This is a genomic window from Burkholderia ubonensis subsp. mesacidophila, from assembly GCF_002097715.1.
Classification (GTDB): domain Bacteria; phylum Pseudomonadota; class Gammaproteobacteria; order Burkholderiales; family Burkholderiaceae; genus Burkholderia; species Burkholderia mesacidophila.
The window spans coordinates 646,703-663,842 of record NZ_CP020738.1 but is presented as its reverse complement, the minus strand read 5'-3'; the positions used below and the strand labels follow the sequence as shown (position 1 = coordinate 663,842).

General features: G+C 70.8%; 16 protein-coding genes. 7 read left to right on the top strand and 9 right to left on the bottom strand.

What is annotated here, in order from left to right; translation table 11 throughout:
• Positions 1 to 52: 52 nt before the first annotated feature.
• On the bottom strand, positions 53 to 484 hold the full coding sequence (locus B7P44_RS20630; RefSeq protein ID WP_084907795.1) for an Lrp/AsnC family transcriptional regulator: 432 nt from the start codon (positions 482 to 484) through the stop codon (positions 53 to 55).
• A gap of 225 nt (positions 485 to 709) precedes the next feature.
• Between B7P44_RS20630 and B7P44_RS20625 the strand changes: the two genes are divergently transcribed.
• Positions 710 to 1,789 carry an ornithine cyclodeaminase gene (locus B7P44_RS20625; protein ID WP_084907793.1) on the top strand — a complete coding sequence of 360 codons (1,080 nt, stop codon included), beginning with the start codon at positions 710 to 712 and terminating at the stop codon, positions 1,787 to 1,789.
• Between the two features lie 55 nt (positions 1,790 to 1,844).
• Complete coding sequence (ctlX, locus tag B7P44_RS20620; protein ID WP_084907791.1) at positions 1,845 to 2,789, top strand: citrulline utilization hydrolase CtlX; 945 nt, start codon at positions 1,845 to 1,847, stop codon at positions 2,787 to 2,789.
• 187 nt (positions 2,790 to 2,976) lie between these two features.
• Here ctlX and B7P44_RS20615 read toward each other — a convergent pair whose 3' ends face one another.
• The 3 genes from B7P44_RS20615 to B7P44_RS20605 are packed head-to-tail and all read right to left on the bottom strand — an operon-like array spanning position 2,977 to position 8,158.
• A complete protein-coding gene (locus B7P44_RS20615) occupies positions 2,977 to 5,715 on the bottom strand; it encodes an Hsp70 family protein (protein WP_084907789.1) in 2,739 nt (912 codons plus the stop codon).
• Between the two features lie 5 nt (positions 5,716 to 5,720).
• Positions 5,721 to 7,562, bottom strand: a complete 1,842-nt coding sequence (locus B7P44_RS20610) for an Hsp70 family protein (RefSeq protein WP_084907786.1) — start codon at positions 7,560 to 7,562, stop codon at positions 5,721 to 5,723.
• Positions 7,559 to 8,158: a DUF2760 domain-containing protein gene (locus tag B7P44_RS20605; protein ID WP_084907784.1), complete on the bottom strand. Its 600-nt coding sequence runs from the start codon at positions 8,156 to 8,158 to the stop codon at positions 7,559 to 7,561. The genes B7P44_RS20610 and B7P44_RS20605 overlap by 4 nt, the downstream gene beginning before the upstream one ends.
• Positions 8,159 to 8,637: 479 nt before the next feature.
• Between B7P44_RS20605 and B7P44_RS20600 the strand changes: the two genes are divergently transcribed.
• Both B7P44_RS20600 and B7P44_RS20595 read left to right on the top strand, forming a co-directional pair.
• Entirely contained in the window at positions 8,638 to 9,090 is a 453-nt protein-coding gene (locus tag B7P44_RS20600; RefSeq protein ID WP_084907782.1) for a PTS sugar transporter subunit IIA, read from the top strand.
• A 55-nt stretch (positions 9,091 to 9,145) separates the two neighbouring features.
• The gene (locus B7P44_RS20595) at positions 9,146 to 10,069 is read left to right on the top strand and encodes an amino acid kinase family protein (RefSeq protein ID WP_084907776.1); all 924 of its coding nucleotides are present in this window, start codon (positions 9,146 to 9,148) and stop codon (positions 10,067 to 10,069) included.
• A gap of 69 nt (positions 10,070 to 10,138) precedes the next feature.
• On the opposite strand, the gene B7P44_RS20590 is transcribed toward B7P44_RS20595, so the two are convergent.
• The gene (locus tag B7P44_RS20590) at positions 10,139 to 11,338 is read right to left on the bottom strand and encodes an MFS transporter (RefSeq protein ID WP_084909934.1); all 1,200 of its coding nucleotides are present in this window, start codon (positions 11,336 to 11,338) and stop codon (positions 10,139 to 10,141) included.
• Between the two features lie 67 nt (positions 11,339 to 11,405).
• Here B7P44_RS20590 and B7P44_RS20585 point away from each other — a divergent pair, with 67 nt between their 5' ends.
• Positions 11,406 to 12,464 carry an AraC family transcriptional regulator gene (locus B7P44_RS20585; protein ID WP_084907774.1) on the top strand — a complete coding sequence of 353 codons (1,059 nt, stop codon included), beginning with the start codon at positions 11,406 to 11,408 and terminating at the stop codon, positions 12,462 to 12,464.
• Positions 12,465 to 12,507: 43 nt separating this feature from the next.
• Here the strand turns inward: B7P44_RS20585 and B7P44_RS37185 are convergent, their stop codons facing one another.
• Together B7P44_RS37185 and B7P44_RS20575 are read right to left on the bottom strand one after the other, a co-directional pair.
• Positions 12,508 to 12,675, bottom strand: coding sequence for a hypothetical protein (locus B7P44_RS37185; RefSeq protein WP_167389816.1), 168 nt, complete (start codon positions 12,673 to 12,675; stop codon positions 12,508 to 12,510).
• A 94-nt stretch (positions 12,676 to 12,769) separates the two neighbouring features.
• Positions 12,770 to 14,668, bottom strand: a complete 1,899-nt coding sequence (locus B7P44_RS20575) for a DUF3857 domain-containing transglutaminase family protein (RefSeq protein ID WP_084909933.1) — start codon at positions 14,666 to 14,668, stop codon at positions 12,770 to 12,772.
• A 290-nt stretch (positions 14,669 to 14,958) separates the two neighbouring features.
• Here B7P44_RS20575 and B7P44_RS20570 point away from each other — a divergent pair, with 290 nt between their 5' ends.
• Together B7P44_RS20570 and B7P44_RS37180 are read left to right on the top strand one after the other, a co-directional pair.
• Positions 14,959 to 15,147, top strand: coding sequence for a hypothetical protein (locus B7P44_RS20570; protein WP_084909932.1), 189 nt, complete (start codon positions 14,959 to 14,961; stop codon positions 15,145 to 15,147).
• Positions 15,148 to 15,244: 97 nt separating this feature from the next.
• Complete coding sequence (locus B7P44_RS37180; RefSeq protein ID WP_167389815.1) at positions 15,245 to 15,406, top strand: hypothetical protein; 162 nt, start codon at positions 15,245 to 15,247, stop codon at positions 15,404 to 15,406.
• Positions 15,407 to 15,583: 177 nt separating this feature from the next.
• On the opposite strand, the gene B7P44_RS20565 is transcribed toward B7P44_RS37180, so the two are convergent.
• Positions 15,584 to 16,009 carry a DUF3617 domain-containing protein gene (locus B7P44_RS20565; RefSeq protein ID WP_084909931.1) on the bottom strand — a complete coding sequence of 142 codons (426 nt, stop codon included), beginning with the start codon at positions 16,007 to 16,009 and terminating at the stop codon, positions 15,584 to 15,586.
• 65 nt (positions 16,010 to 16,074) lie between these two features.
• On the bottom strand, positions 16,075 to 17,067 hold the full coding sequence (locus B7P44_RS20560; RefSeq protein ID WP_084907771.1) for an OmpA family protein: 993 nt from the start codon (positions 17,065 to 17,067) through the stop codon (positions 16,075 to 16,077).
• Positions 17,068 to 17,140 lie beyond the last annotated feature (73 nt).

Sequence of the window (17,140 nt, the reverse complement as noted above, 5' to 3'; positions counted from 1 at the left end):
TATCGACGCATTCGACTGACCGGCGCCGGTTTCGCCCCCACCCTCGCGCGCGTCACGCCTTGTGCGTCGACAGCAGGATGCTCGTCTCCGAATTCGCGATCCCGTCGATCAGCCGGATCGCCCCGAGCACGCGATCGAAGTTCTCGAGCGAATCCGCATGCAGCTCCGCGATCAGATCCCAGCGCCCATTGGTGCTATGAATCGTCGCGACGCTCGGATGCCCGCGCAGCACCTTGATCACTTCCGCCGCGCGGTTGCCCTGCACCGCGATCGACATCAGCGCGCGGATCCGGTGGCGTTCGGCCGCGGGCTTCAGCCGCACCGTGTAACCGACGATCACCCCGTGCTTCTCCATCCGCATCAGCCGGTTCTGCACGGTCGCGCGCGCGACGCGCAGCTGCTTCGCGAGCGCGACGACGGACAGCCGCGCGTTGTCGCGCAACAGTGCAATGAGCTGACGGTCGACGTCGTCCAGCGTAATCATTGGGTGTGCCTTTCGTTCCGGATGTGAGCCAGCCGCAAGCCTGCCGCGCGCCGCCCCGATTGACCAGCGGGAACTGGTCAGATTGCTCTATCTGGCTGGCAATGTGCCAAGTTTATCGATGAATCTGCCACTTTTGCTGGCTTTTTGTTGGCTGGCCTCCCGGAAATAATGTCTTCATCGAGCGGCCCGTCACGCCGCGGCCCAATTATTCAAGGAGACAGACCCATGACCCGCTTCCTCGACGTTCCCGCCACCGCCCGGCTGATCGCCCGGACCGGCGTCACGCGCTTCCTGAACGAGCTCGTCGACACGCTGCGCGCCGACTTCCTGCGCTGGGCCGACTTCGACAAGTCGCCGCGCGTCGCCTGCCATTCGCGCGACGGCGTGATCGAGCTGATGCCGGTCGCCAACGCGTCGCTGTTCGCGTTCAAGTACGTGAACGGCCACCCCGTCAACGCGGCGCGCGGGATGCACACGGTAATGGCGTTCGGCGCGCTCGCGGAGGTCGACACCGGCTACCCGCTGCTGCTCGCCGAGCTCACGCTGACGACCGCGCTGCGCACCGCCGCGACGTCGGTGCTGGCCGCGAAGGCGCTCGCGCGGCCGGACGCGCGCACGATGGCGCTGATCGGCAACGGCGCGCAGAGCGAATTCCAGGCGATCGCGTTCCATACGCTGCTCGGCATCGACGAAATCCGCGTGTTCGACGTCGATCCCCACGCAACCGACAAGCTCGTGCGCAATCTCGCCGCGTACCCGGCGCTGCGCATCGTGCGCGCCGCGTCGACCGCCGACGCCGTGCGCGGCGCGGACATCGTGACGACCGTCACCGCCGACAAGGCGTACGCGACGATCATCACCCCCGACATGATCGAGGCGGGCATGCACCTGAACGCGGTGGGCGGCGATTGCCCGGGCAAGACCGAGCTGCATGCGGACGTGCTGCGCGCGGGCCGCGTGTTCGTCGAATTCGAGCCGCAGTCGCGCGTCGAGGGCGACATCCAGCAGCTGCCGGCCGACTTCCCGGTCACCGAGCTGTGGCGCGTGCTGCAGGGCGAGACCACCGGCCGCGACAGCGCCGGCCAGATCACCGTGTTCGACTCGGTCGGCTTCGCGCTGGAAGACTATTCCGCGCTGCGCTACCTGCATTCGCTCGCGCAGCAGCACAACGCGGGCGTCGAGATCGCGCTGATCCCGCCGGCCGTCGATCCGAAGAACCTGTTCGCGCTGATCGACGATCCGTCCGCGATCGCGCAGCGCCACGCGGCCTTCGTCGCCGACGCCGTCGCCGCGTTCGCGCGCTGACCCGAGCCGGTGCGGCCGGCACGCCGCACCGCCCTTTGCCTTTCCCCCGCTTGCGATGAACCTCGTATCGATTCAGGCGCCGGCCGCCGTCGTGATGATCCGGCCGCACCATTTCCAGCCGAACCCGCAAACCTCCGCCGACAACGCGTTCCAGCGCAGCGCCGCCGCAGGCGGCGACCGCGACGCGCGCGCGGTGTCCGCCGCCGCGCGCGACGAAGTCGGCGCCGCCGCGCAGCGGCTCGCCGATGCCGGCGTGCGCGTGCACGTGTTCGACGACCACGGCGAGCACGACACGCCGGATTCCGTGTTCCCGAACAACTGGTTCTCGACGCATCCGGGCGGCCACGTCGCGCTGTATCCGATGACGTGTCCGAACCGCCGCCGCGAGCGGCGCGCGGACGTGATCGAGATGCTGAAGACGGAATACCGCGTGCAGGACGTGATCGACTACTCGGGCCTCGAATACGACGACGTGTTCCTCGAAGGCACCGGCGCGATGGTGCTCGACCACGTCGCGCGCATCGCGTACACGGCGCGCTCGCGCCGCGCCGATCCGGTCGCGCTCGAACGCTTCTGCACGCACTTCAACTTCGAGCCGATCTGCTTCGACACGGCCGACGCGGACGGCCGGCCGATCTATCACACGAACGTGATGATGAGCGTCGCGACGGAGTTCGCGATGGTCGGGCTCGACCTGATCCGCGATCCGGCCCGCCGCGACGAGATCCGGCGCCGGCTGGCCGAGACGGGCCGCACGGTGGTCGCGCTCGAACCGTCGCAGATCGCGGACTTCGCCGGCAATGCGCTCGAACTGTCCGGACGCGACGGACGCGTGCTTGCGCTGTCGCGGCGGGCGTTCGATTGCCTGACGCCTGACCAGCGCACGACAATCGAACGCTCGGCGCAACTGCTGCCGCTCGACGTGCCAACGATCGAGCTGGCCGGTGGGTCGGTGCGCTGCATGCTGGCGGGGATTCATCTGGCGCGCCGGCTGGGCTGATGTTTCGTTGAAGTCGAAGGTCAACGCGCGGGACACGACACGCGTTGCGAGATCGGCCCGAACGCGCCGAAAGCAATCCCGTTGATGGGCGATGCGGACAGGGAACGGGCAACGTACGACGCGGCACTACGCCGCCGCACGTTCCCGTGGTTTCAATCGAGGATTCATTCGGGCACCTGAACGCCCGTCATTCCCCGATCAGCTTCAACCCCGCCGGCAACGACTCGCCGAACACCCGCACCGTGTCGTCGACGTCGAACGCAACCACCTCGCGCACCATGTCGATCCACTTCGCCGACGCGTTCGCCGACGCGAGCCGCCGGATCACCGCGTCGCGCACGTCGGGCGGCAGGTCGCGCGAGCGGTCGCCCGTCATCCGCGCAATCTGCGCGGCCGCAAACGCGGCCGGCTCGACCTGTTTCCAGTCGAGCGCGAACAGCGCGTCGAGCAGGCGGCCGGCGACATCGGCCGGCACGACGCCATGCGCGCTGCCGTAGAACGGCTCGCGCGCGCCGACGCGGCCGAGCGCCCACGCACCGAGCGCGCTGTCGGACGGCTTCTGCAGCAATGCGATCAGCCGCTCGGCGAGCTCGATCTTGCGTTCGACCGGCAGCCGCTCGAGCGACGCGGACAGGCGCGTCATGTCGGCCGGGCCGACCTTGGCCGGATCGAACGGCAGCTTGCGCCGCTTGCCGTCGGCCGGCTCGAGAAACGCGATCGCGTCGCGGATCTGCGTCTGCGCATCCTCGTCGAGCCCGCCCGCCGCGCGCCGCCACAGCGTCCACCACTCCGACCAGACCTGCCCGTCGTTCACGTACTGGATGCCGTCGTCGAACAGCGGCCACAGCTGCTCGATGCGCCATGCATCGAGCGGATGGCCGACGCCCGGGCGCACGCAGTAGCCGGCGAGGTTCAGCCACGCGCGTTCGTGATCGGCCGAACGCCGCCGCCGGCGCGCCCGCGCGAGCAGCGCATCGAACAGCTCGCGCGCGAGCGCGACGTCCCACTCGTCACGCGGGCCGAGCAGTTGCTCGAGCTGCGCGCGCAGCCGGCGCGTGTCCTTCGGCGTGACGTCCGCCGAGCGGCCGCCGAACGAGCGGTCGATCAGTTCGATCGCCTGATCGAGTCGGGGATGCCGCGCGGACATATCCGTGTCGCCTCGAGTCGCCGCGTCGCCGCGCAATTGAAATTCGAGCCGCCAGCGCTGCGCCGCGTCATCCGTCGCGATGCAGTGCATTTCGAGCGTGCCGACTTCGGTCAGCGACGCCGTGAGCTTCACCGGCGTCTCGCGCGCGTCGCGCGCATCCTGCCGCCCGACCACCGTCGCGATCGGCGGCAGCCGGACGAAATCGCCGTCGTCGAGCGTGACCAGATCGCCGGGCCGGTACGCCGTGTCGGCGACCGTCGACACGAGGTGGAAACGCACCGGCGCCCCAAGCTGCAACGCGAACGTGCGGTCTTCCAGACGGATCTCGTGGCCCTCTTCGGCGCCGCGCGGCAGCAGGCAGACGCCGCGCTCTTCCGACCCGCCGTCGTCGAGCACGAGGAAGTAGCTGCGCGGCGAGCCGCCGCCGATGCGCGGCGCGTGCCCCGCGCGCGCGAGACCGTACGCGACCGCGCCGCGCGCGACCGCGATGTCCGGCTGCGTGTTCTGCAAGACGTTGAGCGGCTGGCCGCGCCACGCGCCGAGCGTCTGCGCGAGACGGCCGGCGAGCGCGCCCGCGCGGAACACGCCGCCGTTGAGCAGCAGCGTGTCGGGCAGCGGGCCTTCCGCGTGCCGCGCAAGAAACGCGGCGACGTGCCGCGTGACGGCCGCGTCGCTCGCGTACGGCAGGCCGAACTCGACGATCGCGCCGCGCGCGCGGCGCGGCAGCTCGTCGGCCGCCACCTGCGGGAAGAACCCGTCGACGACGATCTGCTCGACCTCCTGCCGCGTCAGCTCCGCCGAGCGCGCGCCGCCGATCAGGCGGCTGCCCGCGCCGAGCAGCGTGACCGTGACCGCGTCGGGCGCATCGTCGCCGAGCAGGCGCTCCTTCGCCGCGCGGCAGCGCTCGACGAGCTGCGACAGGCTCGCGGCCGACAGCCGCGCGCCGGGCTCGGTCAGGCGCGTCTCGACGAGCCGCGCGAGCGCGAGGTCCATGTTGTCGCCGCCGAGCATCAGGTGATTGCCGACGCCGATCCGCGTGAGCGCGGGCTCGCCGTCGTCGCCGAGCGCGACGTCGACCAGCGTGAGGTCGGTCGTGCCGCCGCCGACGTCGCAGATCAGCACGCGCCGCGCGCCGGCAAGCGTGTCGCGCAGCGACGCGCGGTGGCGGTACAGCCAGTCGTAGAACGCGGCCTGCGGTTCTTCGAGCAGCCGCAGCGCCGGCAGCCGCGCGAGACGCGCGGCCTCGAGCGTCAGCGCGCGCGCGCCGTCGTCGAACGATGCGGGCACCGTGAGGATCACGTCCTGCGCGGCGAGCGGCGCAGCGGGGAAATGCGCGTCCCATGCGTCGCGCACGTGCGCGAGATAGCTCGCGCTCGCGTCGACCGGCGACACCTTGTCGACGCCGTCAGTCGCGCCCCACGGCAGGATCGGCGCGAGCCGGTCGACCGACGCGTGCGACAGCCAGCTTTTCGCGCTGGCGACGAGCCGGCCCGGCACCTGCGCGCCGAGCATGCGCGCGTAGCGGCCGATCACGGCCGGCGGTGCGCCGGCCGCGTTTGCCGCAACAGCCGGCTGCCACGGCAGCCGCAGGCTGTCCGGCGCGAGCTCGCCCGCCGCCGGGTGATAACGCACCGACGGCAGCAGCGGCTGCGCGCCGACCTCGCCGGGGCCGACGAGCTGCTCGACGTCGAACACGCGGATCGCATCCGACCCGTTCTCGACGTAAGCGACGACCGTATTGCTCGTGCCGAGGTCGATGCCGACCGTATAGCGCTTCATCGCGCTCAGGCCGCGCCGCGCACGTCGAACTCGACCTTCCAGCGCTCGTCGGTGCCGCTCGGGATCGCCTCGAGTTCGAGCGTGCCGGCCTCGGTCACGCGCGCGTGCAGCTTCACGGGCACGATCTCGCCGACCGTGCGGCCGTCGGCCGGCAGCGTCGCCTGGATCTCGTCGAGTTCCTGCAGCTCCTCCGGCGACCAGTAGTCGAGCAGCGTGCCGACCTGGTCCTGGCGGCGCACCGACGAGCCGAAGAAGCGGAAATGCACGGGCTCGCCGACGACGAGGCCGAACTCCTGCGGCGGCAGCGCCGCGCTGGTGCCTTCCTCCATGCCGAACGGCGCGACGCACAACGCCTGCACCGGCGGCTCGAGCCCCGGCACCGCCGGCATCGCCGATTCGATCGCGACGTAGTACGCGCGCGCCGTGCCGCCGCGAATCCGCACGCCGCGGCCGCGCTTCACGTAGCCGTAGTACGCCGCGCCGCGCGCGACCGCGAGGTCGAGGTCCGCGCCTTCGAGCAGGCGCGCCGGCGGCGCGCCTTCGGCCGCAAGCCAGCTGTTGAGCGTATCGAGCACGCGCTGCGTCAGCAGCGTCGACTTGAACACGCCGCCGTTGAACAGCACCGCCGTCGGATGCAGGAACGTCGCGCCCGCCGGCAGCGTGCGCTGCACGCCTTCGAGCGTGTCGAGCGCCGCGACCTGGCGGCCGAGGAACGCCGCGAGGTGGCGCGTGATGCCTGCGTCCTGCGCATACGGCAGGCCGAGCTGCGTGAGGCCGACGCGCGCGCGGCTGATCGGGCGCGCGGCCGCGTCGACCTGCGGGAAGAAGCCTTCGAGGATCGTCTGCGTGAGTTCCGCGCGGGTCAGCTCGGTGCGGATCGAGCCGCCGATCAGCTTCGAGCCGCGGCTCGGCACCACGAGCGGCACCGCGTCGGTCGACGGGTCGGACAGCAGCGTCTCCTTCGCGGCGCGGCACGCGTACGTGAGCGCGCGCAGCTGCCACGGATCGGCCTGCGTGCCCTGCGTCGCGAGCTTGCGCGCGACGACGTGCGCGAGTGCGAGGTCCATGTTGTCGCCGCCGAGCAGGATGTGCTCGCCGACCGCGACGCGATGCAGCTCGAGATTGCCTTCACGCTCGACGACCGCGATCAGCGACAGGTCGGTCGTGCCGCCGCCGACGTCGACGCACAGGATCAGGTCGCCGACCTGCACCTGCTTGCGCCAGCCGCCCGCGCTCTTCTGGATCCAGCTGTAGAGCGCCGCCTGCGGCTCCTCGAGCAGCGTCATCCGCGCATAGCCGGCGGCCCGTGCGGCCTCGGCCGTCAGCTCGCGCGCGGCCGGGTCGAACGACGCGGGGATCGTGACCGTCACGTCCTGGTCCGCGAACGGCGCGTCCGGATGCGCGTGGTCCCACGCTTCGCGCAGGTGCGTCAGGTAGCGGATCGAGCTTTCGAGCGGCGACACGCGCGCCACCTCGGGCGGCGCATCGCTCGGCAGGATCGCCGCGCGGCGGTCGACGCCCGGATGGCACAGCCAGCTCTTCGCGCTCGACACGAGGCGGATCGGCGTGCCGGCGCCGCGGCTGCGCGCCATCTCGCCGACCGCGAAGTTGCGCGACGTGGTCCACGGCAGCGTCAGGTCGCCTTGCGTCAGCTCGCTTTCATGCGGCAGGTAGAGGAACGACGGCAGCAGGTCGCGCGATTCGAGCGCGCCGGGCGCGGTCAGCTGCGCGATCGGCAGCACCTGCTGCGCGATCGTCTCGCCGTCGCTGGCCGCCGTGTCGACGTACGACAGCGCGCAGTGGGTCGTGCCGAGGTCGATGCCGATCGAATAACGGGAATCGCTCACAGTTCCACCTCCGCCGGGGCGATCACGGAGGCGTCGTGGCTGCCGGTCAGCTTCGGCAGGCGCACGTCGGCGACGCGCCAGCCGCGATGGCTGACGGTGCCGCTGAACGGCGCCGCGCCGACCACGTTGCCGGTCACGCGCACGGCCGTCGCGTCGAACCCGGCGGGCAGCGTCACGCGGCTGCCTTCGGCCTCGTCGCGCACCGGCACGATCGTGAAGTGCTCGCGCAGCGCGGCGCGGCAGCCGTCGTGCACGAGGCGCGCGGCCGCGCCGATGTCGGCGTCCGCGTAGCCGGCGATGTCTTCCTCGACGAAATCGATGAAGCGCGCGTCGCGCTGCAGCAGGCCGAGCAGTTGCAGCGCGGCCTGCGGGCTCGCTTCGCGCAGCTCGGGCGCGGGCGCTTTCACCGGCGCGGCGGCCGGGACCGGCGTCGGCGCGGGCGCGGGCGCGGCGGCCGGGGCCGGTTGCGCGGCGACGGGCGCGCCGTCGCGCACGCGCAGCACGCCGGCGGCGAACTCGCGGTTGCCGAGCACGGAGAAGAACGTGCCGACGGCAAGCGACAGCCGGCCGAAGAAGGACAGGTTGGATTCGGGCATGTGGCTTGGACTCCTGTGGGCTCGCGCGCGGCGAGCAATCGTGCCTGGGCGCCGGGCGCCGGCGCGCGAAATGCGCACGGCCGCCGCCCGGAGCATGAATCTGGGCCCCCTCGCGGGGTGCGGAAAACCCGTATTTTGCCCTGTGGCGGACGAATGGTGCGGAAGTTGGGGGACGGATCGGGTCCGCGACCGCGCGAATGGCGTGTCGCGTGCCGCATACGTGCCCGCAACGCGGGTGTCAGCGGGTTGTTCGCCGGCGCTGCCCCGCACCGCATCCGGCCGCACCCGTCCTTGCCTCGCGCAAACGGTCATCGATACACAACTTTAGCTTCGCCACATGAATATCTGACACCGTCTTTACAGCCGTTCCCCTAGGATTTCCTGCACCTGCATCACAAGAACGGAGGAATCCGCATGCGAACACCCGGTGCCGCGGGCAACGGCCGACCCGGCTTCATCGAAGCGACGGGAGGCCGACAATGACCCGGCTGACGCGAATCTGCCCGCCCGAGAACATCCTGCTCGATGCGTTGATCGAAAGCCCGAACCAGCTGTTCGAGCACGCCGCCCGGCACATTCAGGGCCGCTACGGCTTTTCCGCGGAGCGCATCAGGGCCGGGCTGATCGAGCGGGAGCAGCTCGGCTCGACGGGCCTGGGCCAGGGCGTGGCGATACCTCATGCCCGCGTCGGCGGCGTCGGGTCTGCCGTCGGGCTCTTCATCCGCGCGATGTATCCGTTTTCCTTCAACGCCCCCGACAGACGGCCCGTGGACGAATTCATCCTGCTGGTCATGCCGGAAGAAGACAACCGCGAGCATCTGGAATTGCTGGCCGATGCCGCCCGCCTCTTCGGCGAGCGTCACTTCAGGCTGGCCGCGCGCGCGGCGCAGGCGCCCAACGACGTTCGCAGGCTGATGCAGGGCATGCGTTGACGTCGCGTCTTATGCGTAACACGCAGCCATCCCGCCAATTCACCGAGTGCTCTCCATGTCCACCGACCCTGAAAGCAAGCCCCCTTCCACCTCGCAGGTGGCCAAACTGGCTCGCGCGCTTCCGTTCATGCAGGCCCTGCACGAGCAAACTGTCGTCATCGTCTATGCCGGCCCCGCCGTGCTGACCCCGCGCTCCCGCCTGTCCTTCTCGCAGGACGTCGCGCTGCTTGCTCTGACCGGCGTCCGCCCCGTCGTCGTCCACGGCGGGCTGCCCCACATCCGGACGTCCTCGCAGCCCGGGCTGCCCGAAGCGCGCGCCGTTCACGCAGCCCGCGCCGTGCTGGCCGAGGTCAACCTCGAACTGGTTCGCCTGATCGGCAGCCACGGCGTCAAGGCCCTCGGCGTGACGGGCCAGGACAGCGGCCTGATGATCGCCGCGGCCGAGTCGGACCCTGCGCTCATGAGTCCGGTCACGCAGTTCGACGAAGCCGCGTTCGGCGCGTTGCGGGAGAACGGGCGCGTGCCCGTGGTCATGCCCCTTGCACCGGACGACGGCGGCCAGGACCGGTTGCTGCGCCCGGAGCGGCTCGGCAGCGTCATCGCGCAGCGCACCGGCGCGGTGACGCTCGTGATGATGGTCGAGCGCGCGGTCCTGCGCGAACTGGGCGGTGACGCGAGCCTGTACGGCCTCACGGAACTGGCGCAATGGCTGGCCGATCATCCGCGTTCCGTTGCGGCGCCTCATGTTCGCGAGGCGCTCGACGCGCTGGCGCACGGCGTGCAGAACGTCCACCTGGCCGATATCGCGCAGCCCGAGTCGCTGGTCGACGCGCTGCTCACGGAAGAAGGGTCGGGCGTCGTGCTGTGCCGTCGCGGCAACGCGGACCTGCTGCTGGAAACCCGGCGCTATTTCGCCGATACGGCGTACGCGCTGCGCCGCGATTTCAGCGTCGAGCGCAAGACGATCGTGCGCTTTTGACGCTGCGGCGTCGCCGGCTCGCATTGCTTGCGGGCGAGAAACGCATGCCTCGCGCCCGCAAGCACGTCGCTACGACGCCGCCCCCAACCGCTTCGGCACGCCCGTGACGATCGTCGCGACCGCGGCGGCCAGCACGACGGCCGCCCCGACGAACACCCCCGCTGCGCCGTTCGCATCGAACACCACGCCGCCCGCCGCCGCGCCGGTCGCGATCGCGAGCTGCACCGCCGCGACGATCAACCCGCCCGCGGTCTCCGCCTCATCCGGCACCGTGCGCGTCACCCACGTCGACCACGCGACCGGCACGCCGCCGAACGCCATTCCCCACAGGGCGACCAGCACCGCATCGACGAGCGGCGCACGGCCGAGCGCGACCAGCGCGACGCCAAGCACGACCATCGACGCGGGCATCGCGATCAGCATCGGCCGCAACCGGTGCTCGAGCACGCGGCCGGCGAGCGACGTGCCGACGAAGTTCGCGATGCCGTAGCCGAGCAGGATCGCCGACAGCCCGTTCACGCCGACGCCCGCGACCTGCTCGAGAAACGGCCGCAGGTACGTGAAGAACGCGAAATGCCCGGTGAACACGAGCGTCGTCGCGAACATCCCGAGGCCGACCGTCGGCCGCCGCAGCACGTCGACCAGCGTGCGCAGCCGCGTCGTGCCGGACGGCGCCATGCCCGGCAGCGTCGCGACCTGCGCCGCCAGCGCGACGACGCCGAGCGCGGCCGCGATCAGGAACACGTTGCGCCAGCCGATCAGGTGACCGAAATAGCTGCCGAGCGGCGCGGCCGCGATCGTCGCGACGGCCACGCCGCTGAAGATGATCGACAGCGCGCGCGGCACCATCGCGGTCGGCACGAGCCGCATCGCGGTCGCGGTGGACATGGTCCAGAAGCCGCCGAGCGCGATGCCGAGCAGCACGCGGCCGATCAGGATCGTCGTCAGGTTCGTCGCGAACGCGACGGCGAGATTCGACACGATCAGCAGCACCGAGAACGCGAGCAGCACGCGCCGCCGGTCGATGGTGCGGGTCGCGGCGGCGATCAGCAGGCTCGTCACGAGCGCGACCGTCGCGGTCGCCGTGACCGCCTGCCCGGCGACGCCTTCCGTCACGCCGAGGCTCTCCGCCATCGGCGTGAGCAGGCTCGCCGGCAGGAATTCCGCCGTGACGAGCCCGAACACGCCGAGCGTCATCGCGAAGACCGCGCCCCACGCGGGCTCGCCGGGTGCCGCCGTCGTGCCGGCGGGCTGGATGCTGGGATTCATGCGTCGTTCCATTCCGTAAAGAGGTGCCAATGACGGCGTATCGTAAGGAATGACGGCAGGACGGTCTATGACATACAATCCGCCAATATTGATCGATCGTCCGAAACCGATGGCAGACCCGCAGATCGCCGCCCCGTCCGCGGCGCCCGCATCCGACGCGCACGACCTCGTCAGCGAACTGCTGCTCGGGATGCGCCTGAGCGGCGTCCAATACCGCCGCATCCAGGTCGCGCGGCCGTTCGGCGTGCGCTTCGACAACGCGCGCGGCCGCGCGCAGTTCCACTTCGTCGGGCGCGGGCCGGTGCTGCTGCGCGCGTCGGGCGGCGCGACCTACCGGCTCGAGGCCGGCGACGCGATCCTGCTGCCGCACGGCGGCGCGCATGCGCTGGTGTCGGAACCGGACGCGCCGTGCCGGGAAATCGACGGCTTCGAGACCGCGAAGCTCTGCGACACGGTTGCGTCGGTCGACGCGGCAAAGCACGCCGCCGGCGACGCGGATACCGGCGACGCGCTGATCTTCAGCGGCTGCATGGAGCTCGATCTCGGCGGCATGCAGCCGCTCGTCGCGACGATGCCCGAGGTGATGCTGGTCGGCACGCTGCTCGCCCGCTACCCGGAGCTCCGGACGATGCTCGACGCGATGGAGCGCGAGTCGTGCACCGAGCGCGCGGGGTTCGCGGGCATCCTCGCGCGGCTCGCGGACGTGGTCGCCGCGTTCATCGTGCGCGGCTGGGTCGAATGCGGGTGCGGCGCCGCGACCGGCTGGGTGCAGGCGTTGCGCGATCCGAAGCTCGGCCGCGCGATCGTCGCGCTGCATCGCGACCCGGGCCGCAACTGGAGCGTCGCCGAACTCGCGGCCGAAGCCGGCGTGTCGCGCTCGGTGTTCGCCGAGCGGTTTCTCGCGGCGACCGGGATGACGCCCGTGCGCTACCTGACCGAGCTGCGGATGCGGCTCGCCTCGCAATGGATCGTGCGCGATCGCGAACCGATCGAGACGGTTGCGTATCGTCTCGGCTACGGCTCGCTCGCGGCATTCAGCCGCGCGTTCAAGCGCATCGTCGGGCGACCGCCGGGCGCGCTGCGTGGCGACGGGGAAACCGGCGCCGGCGCAAGCACCGACCGGTAGCGCGGCATCCATCGCCCGCCGCCGCGCGACGCGTTCCACGCGTTCAGCTGCTGCGCTCGTCGAGCCTGTCGATCAACGCCGTCGCGCACTGCACGGCCAGCTCCGCGCTGCGCTGCGCATCGACCGTCGCGCCGGCCGCCAGCGTGCCCTGCACGATCCGGCCCAGCAGGTCCTTCGACAGATCGGCAATCTCGTAGTCTCGTTCGGTCATGATTCGCCTCCAGCGCGCCGGCCCCGGCGGACGGCGCGCGTCCATGATGCCGGCGCACGCCCGAAGCCGCGCCGGCCCGCTGCCGCGCAGACGCTCAGCGCGCCTGCGCCCGCACGACGATCTGCGCCTGCGTATCCCGCTCGATCCGTTCGAGCGACGCGCGCATCGCCGCGTAATCGTCCGGCGTGCACACCTGCCGGTCGAAATGCGCGCGCAGCCGCCGCGTGACCTGCACGACGCGCGCGCTGGCGTCGAACACATAGTGCGACGCGAAATCGACGAAGCGATCCCGCACCGCCGTGTCGGCCGGCACGTCGGTCACGGCGACGCCGGCCGGCAGCGCGACCTGCGCGGTCTCGTCGAAATCCCCGCCGATGCAGACCCACGCCTGGGTGCGCACCGGCTCCGCGAGCCAGCTCTGCACCTGCGTCGCGATCCCGCCGGTCAGGCTCGACAGCGCCGGCACCGCGGTCGTGCCGTCCGGCCACACGACGTGGTCGAGCGCGCCCGTCATCGTCACGGCGAACGGCCCGCCGGTCGCCGCCAGGTCGGTCGTGACGAGCTCCGCCGTGCCGCGCAGCCCGCTTTGCCGCAGGCGCTCGACGGCAAGCTGCCGCACGCGCTCGCGCGTCGCGCGGCGGAACACGTTGCGCTCGAGTTCGGCGGTCCAGCCGTCGTCCTCGATGTACGACTGGTAGCGCTGCGCGTCGATCCGCGCGGCGTCGATCACAAGGCGCGCGGTGCGCGTGCGCGGCTGCGTCGCCGGCGTGCGCGCCAGCACGCCGGTGTCGACGAGCAGCGCCGGGCGGTCCATCACGATCGGCGGCAGGTAGCCGAACGCGATGCCGCCGGTGGTCGTGTCGGCGTACAGCCCGAGGTCGGGCAGCCACGTGATCGCGTGATTGATCGCGCCGCCGCCGTAGCCCGGCACCGACGGCAGCGTATAGACGGAGCCGAGGTTGAGCAGCACCGGCTCGCTGCGGATGCCGACTGCCGCGAGCAGCGCGCCGAACAGCGCGACATGATCCTTGCAGTCGCCGTAGCGGTTGCGCAGGATGTCGGTCACGCGGTGCGGCGCGGCGGCGGTCTCGCCGAGAAACAGCGCGACGTAGCGCACGTTCGCCTGCACCCACGCGTACAGGATGCGCGCCTTGTCGCGCGGGGCGGACGCGTTGGCGGTGAGCGCGCGCGCAAGCTGCACGACCGCGGGATCGTCCGCGCTCGGGTCCACCGCCGCGTTGCGGTAGCGCGCGGCGAACGCGGCATAGTCGGGCAGCGTCGACACCATCAGCCGGTCGCCGTCGCTCGGATAGCCGATTGCGCCGAGCTCGATCCGGTCGTACGGACCGTGGCGGTATTCGAATACGTAGCGCGTGCGGCCGTTCGCGGTCACCGGCGGCAGCGCGACGTAGCCGCGCGCGTCGGCATGGAGCGGCATGTCGGCCGGCACGTCGAAGACCAGCCGCTGGTAGTCGACCGGGTCGCGCGACGGCTCGACGAAGTAACCGAAATAACCGGGATTGAGCGGCTTGGTCCGCACCTTGCGGAACGCGACGCGCGTGCGCGAGCCGGCTTCGACGCCGGGGAACACGACCGTGCGCAGCACGCCGTCCTGGAACGTCGGCGCGCCGGCCGAGCGCGGCTCCTGCACGTCGCGGATCGCATCGGGGCCGACCGGATGCGCGACGCCGTCACGATCGAGCGTCTCGGCCGCGAGCAGGTCGACCTGCTCGAGGTCCTTGTCGAACCACACGTAGCGCTGCGCGATCGCGTCGATGCCGTTCGCATTGTTCGCGCGCAGCGTCGCGTCGTCGTGCTCCTCGAGCGAGCCGTCGCGCTGGATCACGAATTCGTGGACGTCGCGCTCGAGCGTCGTGGGCGGCGTGTCGTCGACGCGGGCCGCGGCCGCGTCAGGCGCGGACGGCGACGCGTGCGCGCCGCACGTCGTCAGGCAGAAACACGCAACGCCGAGCAGGCGGACCGGAATGCGCATCGGATCGAACCTCGCGGCACGGTGGCCGGTGAGACCGCGGCCGAACGGCCGCCTTCGCCGACAGACTACGCCAATCGGCCCGCCGCCGCAGCGCCGCGGCATCGGGCTGCAGCCGGCCCCGACGCCGTTTATCCCGGGGTCGAACCGGAATTCGCGCAGCGCCGCCGGGGCCGCTTTCCCGCCGGTCATCCGCGTCATTTCGTGGCATATACTGCAAAGATGACCCGTCAAGCACGAAACCTGCCGCGATGCACCGGCAGCGGCGGCGAGGCGCGGGCGAGGAGGCGATCATGGCGATCATCAACAGCGACTATGAAGTCGGCTTTCTTGTCGTCACTTTCATGTTGCTGGGCGTCGTGCTGATCGGCGCGCTGCTGATCAGGCTGCACCTGGGGCGCTGGCATCCGAGGCTGATCGGCGCCGCGATCGGCGCGCTGATCGGCATTGCGCTGGTCGAAGCGGTGCCGATGCTGACGTGAACGCGGGCGTCGGCCCGCGCGATGCACGGACTGGCCTGACGATGCATCGACGCGGCGCGGCGCACGCGAATCGTCGATCCTTCCAGCTGGAGGCAGCATGGAACACAGCATCGTGCAAATCATCGTGCTTCTCGTGATCCTGGCGCTCGCGCTGCTGTTCGTCATCGAACGGCGCAGCCGCGACCGGATCCGCGAGCGGCTGCTGCACCGATCCTCGCGGCGGTCGCATCGGTCGCATACGCATCATCATCACCGGTGATCCGGCATGCCGGAATCCTGAACGAACAGCGCTTTCACCCGCCCGTAGCAGCGCCGCATAAAAATCGGCCGGCGAACCGTGCGTCATGCGACGCCGGGCCGTCGGCCTTTCAGCGGAGGTCGATCATCATGGCGGCCATGCCGGCCGCCGCCTCCATGCTTCGGCGCGCCTGCCGCGTTACCGGCAGTCGCCCACCCGCTTGCCGCGCCAGGTCCACGCCGTCGTGTACGGGCCGCCCTGCACGGTCTGCCCGCGGCCCTGCCCCTTCAGGTCGTAGCTCGTCGGCGTGACCGTGCCGGTCACCTTGGCCGTGCCGCGGCCCTGTGCGTTCGCGCACGACAGCCCGACCTGCAGCGCCGAGCCCGCATAGTCCCAGTTCGTGATCGTGCAATCGATCTTGTCGCGCTTCATCCGGTATTCCATCGTCTTGCGGATGTTCTTCGCATCCGCGTCCGTCAGGCACTGGTCGGGCGCCTGCGTGGCCGGCAGCGGCTTGCCGTTCAACGTGTAGGCGACTTCGTCGTGCCACATGCCGGGCGACACGGTCTGGGCGATGGACGACACGGCGAAGCCGGCGAGCGCGGCGGCGATCAGGAGTCTCATGGTTTCGAAGCGGCGGGTGGACACGCGGCGGCACATGCGGCCGCCGGTATCGGGTTGAAGAACGGTTACTGCTGGACGAGCTCGACGCGACGGTTCTGCGCGCGGCCGGCGTCGTCGGTGTTGGACGCCACCGGCGACAGCGATGCGACGCCCTTCGCGACGAGGCGCGCCGGTGCGACGCGATAGGTCGTCGCCAGCGCCTGCGCGACCGCTTCGGCGCGCTTCTGCGACAGGTCCGCGTTGCGCGCGAACGCGCCTTGATTGTCGGTATGGCCGACGATGTACACCTTCAGCGCCGGGTTGGCCGTCAGCAGCTTCGCCATCTCGTCGAGCTGCGGCTTCGATTCCGGCTTGACCTGCGCCTTGTCGGTATCGAAGTAGATGCCGTACAGCGCGACCTTGCCGGTCACCGCGAGCCCCTTCTGCAGCGCGCTCGAATCCATCACCTTGACCTGCCCGGTCTGCATCGGCTTCACCTCGACGACTTCCTCGTACACGAGCGTGCGCTTGTTCGACGCGGAATCGTCCATGACGTGCAGGAACACATACGCATCGCCGGACGGACGCGGCAGCTTCGCGAGGATCGTGCGATGCTTGCCGCCGAAGCTGGCGCCGCCGCCGCCCGCCTGCCGCATGCGGCCCGAATTGATCACGAGGCTCTGGAGCTCGCCGCCGCACTGCTCCGCCGTGCAGCGGAACAGGATCTGGAAGCCGCCCTTCTGCAGCGCGTCGAGATAGTTGCGCTCGACTTCCAGCGTCGACCTGTCGCTGCTGATCGAGTACGAGATCCGCGTGACCTTGCCTTCCAGATTCAGGCCCTTGGCGGTCTTCACGTCGTCGACCGGCTGGTTCGGCAGGAACGCCTCGTCGAACTGCGCCTGCGAATAGGCATTGATGGTCGCCCCCGCGAAGCGCGTGAGCAGCGGATGGTCTTTCGAGCCCGGCTCGTCGCCGGCGGCGGCGCTCGCCAGCGACGAAAGCGACAGCAGCGCGGCGGCGAACAGCGCGGTGCGGCCACGGCGCGCGACTTGGAATACGGACGACGCTGCGTTCTTCATTGAGCCCCTCGGAAAGGATTTGTCGTTCTGTTGATGGCGACGAAGCGCGCGCATCTTACCAAATCTTTCCGCG